At 65.9% G+C, this 2,595-nt stretch carries 4 protein-coding genes; 1 reads left to right on the forward strand and 3 read right to left on the reverse strand.

Translation table 11 applies throughout. The features are described from left to right. Window positions 1–153 precede the first annotated feature (153 nt). From hepT to AC2VON_RS23105, 3 genes are all read right to left on the reverse strand, one after another. A complete protein-coding gene (hepT, locus tag AC2VON_RS23095; protein ID WP_486954933.1) occupies window positions 154–573 on the reverse strand; it encodes a type VII toxin-antitoxin system HepT family RNase toxin in 420 nt (139 codons plus the stop codon). Further along, window positions 563–946 (reverse strand): type VII toxin-antitoxin system MntA family adenylyltransferase antitoxin, encoded by a 384-nt coding sequence (mntA, locus tag AC2VON_RS23100; protein WP_486954934.1) that lies wholly within the window; start codon window positions 944–946, stop codon window positions 563–565. The genes hepT and mntA overlap by 11 nt, the downstream gene beginning before the upstream one ends. Before the next feature lie 92 nt (window positions 947–1,038). Further along, window positions 1,039–1,995, reverse strand: coding sequence for a hydrogen peroxide-inducible genes activator (locus AC2VON_RS23105; RefSeq protein ID WP_486954935.1), 957 nt, complete (start codon window positions 1,993–1,995; stop codon window positions 1,039–1,041). A gap of 107 nt (window positions 1,996–2,102) precedes the next feature. Here AC2VON_RS23105 and AC2VON_RS23110 point away from each other — a divergent pair. Beyond that, window positions 2,103–2,595, forward strand: a 493-nt coding sequence (locus AC2VON_RS23110) for a peroxiredoxin (RefSeq protein WP_486954936.1), incomplete at its 3' end; no start/stop codon positions are given.

Consider the following 2,595-nt stretch of genomic DNA (forward strand, 5'->3'; position numbering starts at 1 on the left):
GGATTCGTCGAGATGCGCGGCACACTCGACGCCGCGGCGACAGGGCAGCAGCACATCGTTGAACTCCTCGAGGGCTGGTCACGCTGACGCCGGCGACCAGCACGAGAACGGCCCGGCCGAGCCGTAGGCGGTGTCGCCCAGAGCCAAGCCGCTTTAGGAACCTTCATGTAGGAACGCGGTCACCTGCTTGACGAATCGTTCAACGTCACGCAGGTCGCCGAGCCTGGACACCACGATCACATCGGAGACCTCGACATACTCGTGCACCAAGACGTTGCGGAATCCGACGGCTTTGCGCATGGCGCCGGACACCTCGGCGGTAAGTACGCCGTGATCGCCCAGCACCTTCATGGCGTCGCCGTTGTCGGCCGGCGGCCCCCAACCCTGCGCCGAACATACGTGCTGGGCGATATCGATACACGCCTCGATGGACGTGACGAAGGTGTACTTCACCCCGCGTAACCACATCGGGTCACCACGACGGTGTTCATCTGCGTCGGATTCCGTGCGCAAAACGGCGAGATCGTCGGTGATGGCTCGCAACAGCCGAAACACCCGGACTTCATCGACCACGACGCAGCACCGCCTCCGCGAACTCCCGGTGAGCCCGGTTGAGCCGCGGCAGTTCGTCGAAGTAGATCTTGCGTGTCGTCGCCTCCCACACCACCCGAGCAGCGGGATCGCTCTCGAAGAGGAGTTCGCCCTCCAGCGCGACCCGTCCCGCGATTTCGACCGGGGCGCCGTTGAGCACCACAAGGTCGACGCCCGCGGGCAGCAGAACCTCGAAAACCTGCGGAGGCTGCCCGGCGAAGTAGGCCGCAATGTCGATATCGGAATCCGGCCCGGCCGTACCCGCGGCCCGACTGCCGTGCAGGTAGGCGAAGACTGCACGCCGACTTTTCAGCGCCTCAACCGCTTCCGCGGTCCGCCGGTCAACGTCATTCACCGCCCGATTGTCTCACCGCACTGCGGAACCGCCGGTATGCGTTGCTCACAATGTCGCATCGCCAGCACCAACACCGCGCGGCGCCGCCGTCGTCAGCTACGGGTCGTTCGCGGCGCCATCACCAGCCGGACGTCGTGGTCGGCTTTGATCAACTCGCCCGTCATCCCGGCAAGCCGTCGGTAGGGTCCGTCGCGACCGCTGGTGGAGCGAAACACCAGCCCGATTCGCCGGCTCGGGCGCGGAGCGGCAAAGTAGGCGAGCCCGAGCCTGCTGCGTTCGGCTTCCACCGGCACCGCGGTCTGCGGGATCAGCGTCACCCCCAGCCCGCCGGTCACGCACTGCACGGCTGTCGACAGTGACGCCGCCCGGGTGTTGGTCAGCTCAGGTTGTACGCCTGCCTGGTGGCAGATATCCAGGGCCTGATCGCGCAGGCAGTGTCCCTCGTCGAGCAGCAGCAGCGGCAGCTGCGCGAGTGCGCTCGGCGATACCCGGCGTTTGCCGGCCAACCGGTGGCCCGGTGGCAGCGCAAGCACGAAGTCTTCGTCATAGATCGCAATCTCGGTAATCCCGTTGGCCTGGGCCGGCAATGCGATCAGCGCCGCGTCCAACGCACCTTCGCGCAGCGCGGTCAGCAGTCGTGCGGTCTGATCCTCGATCACCCGCAGCGTCAGCTCCGGCAACCGATCGGCCAACCCGGCCAGCACGGTGGGCAGCACGTAGGGCGCCACCGTCGGTATCAGGCCCAGCCGCATCGTGCCCTGCAGGGGATCGGCGACGCCGGCGGCCGCGGCGGAGAAGCGGGCCGCCGCCTCGATGACGGCCTGCGCATGCGGCAGCAGCAGTTCGCCTTCGGCAGTCAGGAAGACCCGCCGAGTCGACCGCTCGATCAGCTGGACCTGCAGACCGGCCTCCAACGACGAGAGGGCCTGCGACAGCGTGGACTGGCTGACGCCGAGACTGGCTGCGGCAAGGCTGAACTGGTGCTTCTCGGCAACTGTGGCGAACGCCCGCAGGCCCGCGATCGTGGGTCGATAACTTCTATCGGTCATGCCTATGAGTATAGGGGAGGATATAGCCGTTGGTTCATAGTAGTGGTAGGGTCGCAAAGAGTGGGCGCGAGTCCGTAGCGCCCCGGACTTCAATCACAAGGAGTGACATGGCACTGCTGACCATCGGCGACCACTTCCCGGCCTACCGGCTCACCGCACTCATCCCCGGTGACCTGTCGAAGGTCGACGCCAAGCAACCGGAGGACTACTTCACCACGATCACCAGCGACGACCACCCGGGTAAGTGGCGGGTGGTGTTCTTCTGGCCCAAGGACTTCACCTTCGTCTGCCCCACGGAGATCGCGGCGTTCGGCAAGCTCAACGACGAATTCGCCGATCGTGATGCGCAGGTCCTCGGCGCCTCGATCGACAGCGAGTTCGTGCACTTCCAGTGGCGGGCTCAGCATCAGGATCTCAAGTCACTGCCGTTCCCGATGCTCTCCGACATCAAGCGTGAGCTGATCGAGGCGACCGGGGTGCTCAACGCCGACGGCGTCGCCGATCGGGCCACCTTCATCGTCGATCCCAACAACGACATCCAGTTCGTGTCGGTGACCGCCGGGTCGGTCGGCCGCAACGTCGACGAGGTGCTGCGGGTGC

The organism is Mycobacterium sp. TH-M82 (assembly GCF_057473605.1).

Excerpts from the sequence above, each read along its gene's own strand:
- AC2VON_RS23105 (WP_486954935.1), bottom strand. The coding sequence starts at position 1,995 with ATGACCGATAGAAGTTATCGACCCACGATCGCGGGCCTGCGGGCGTTC.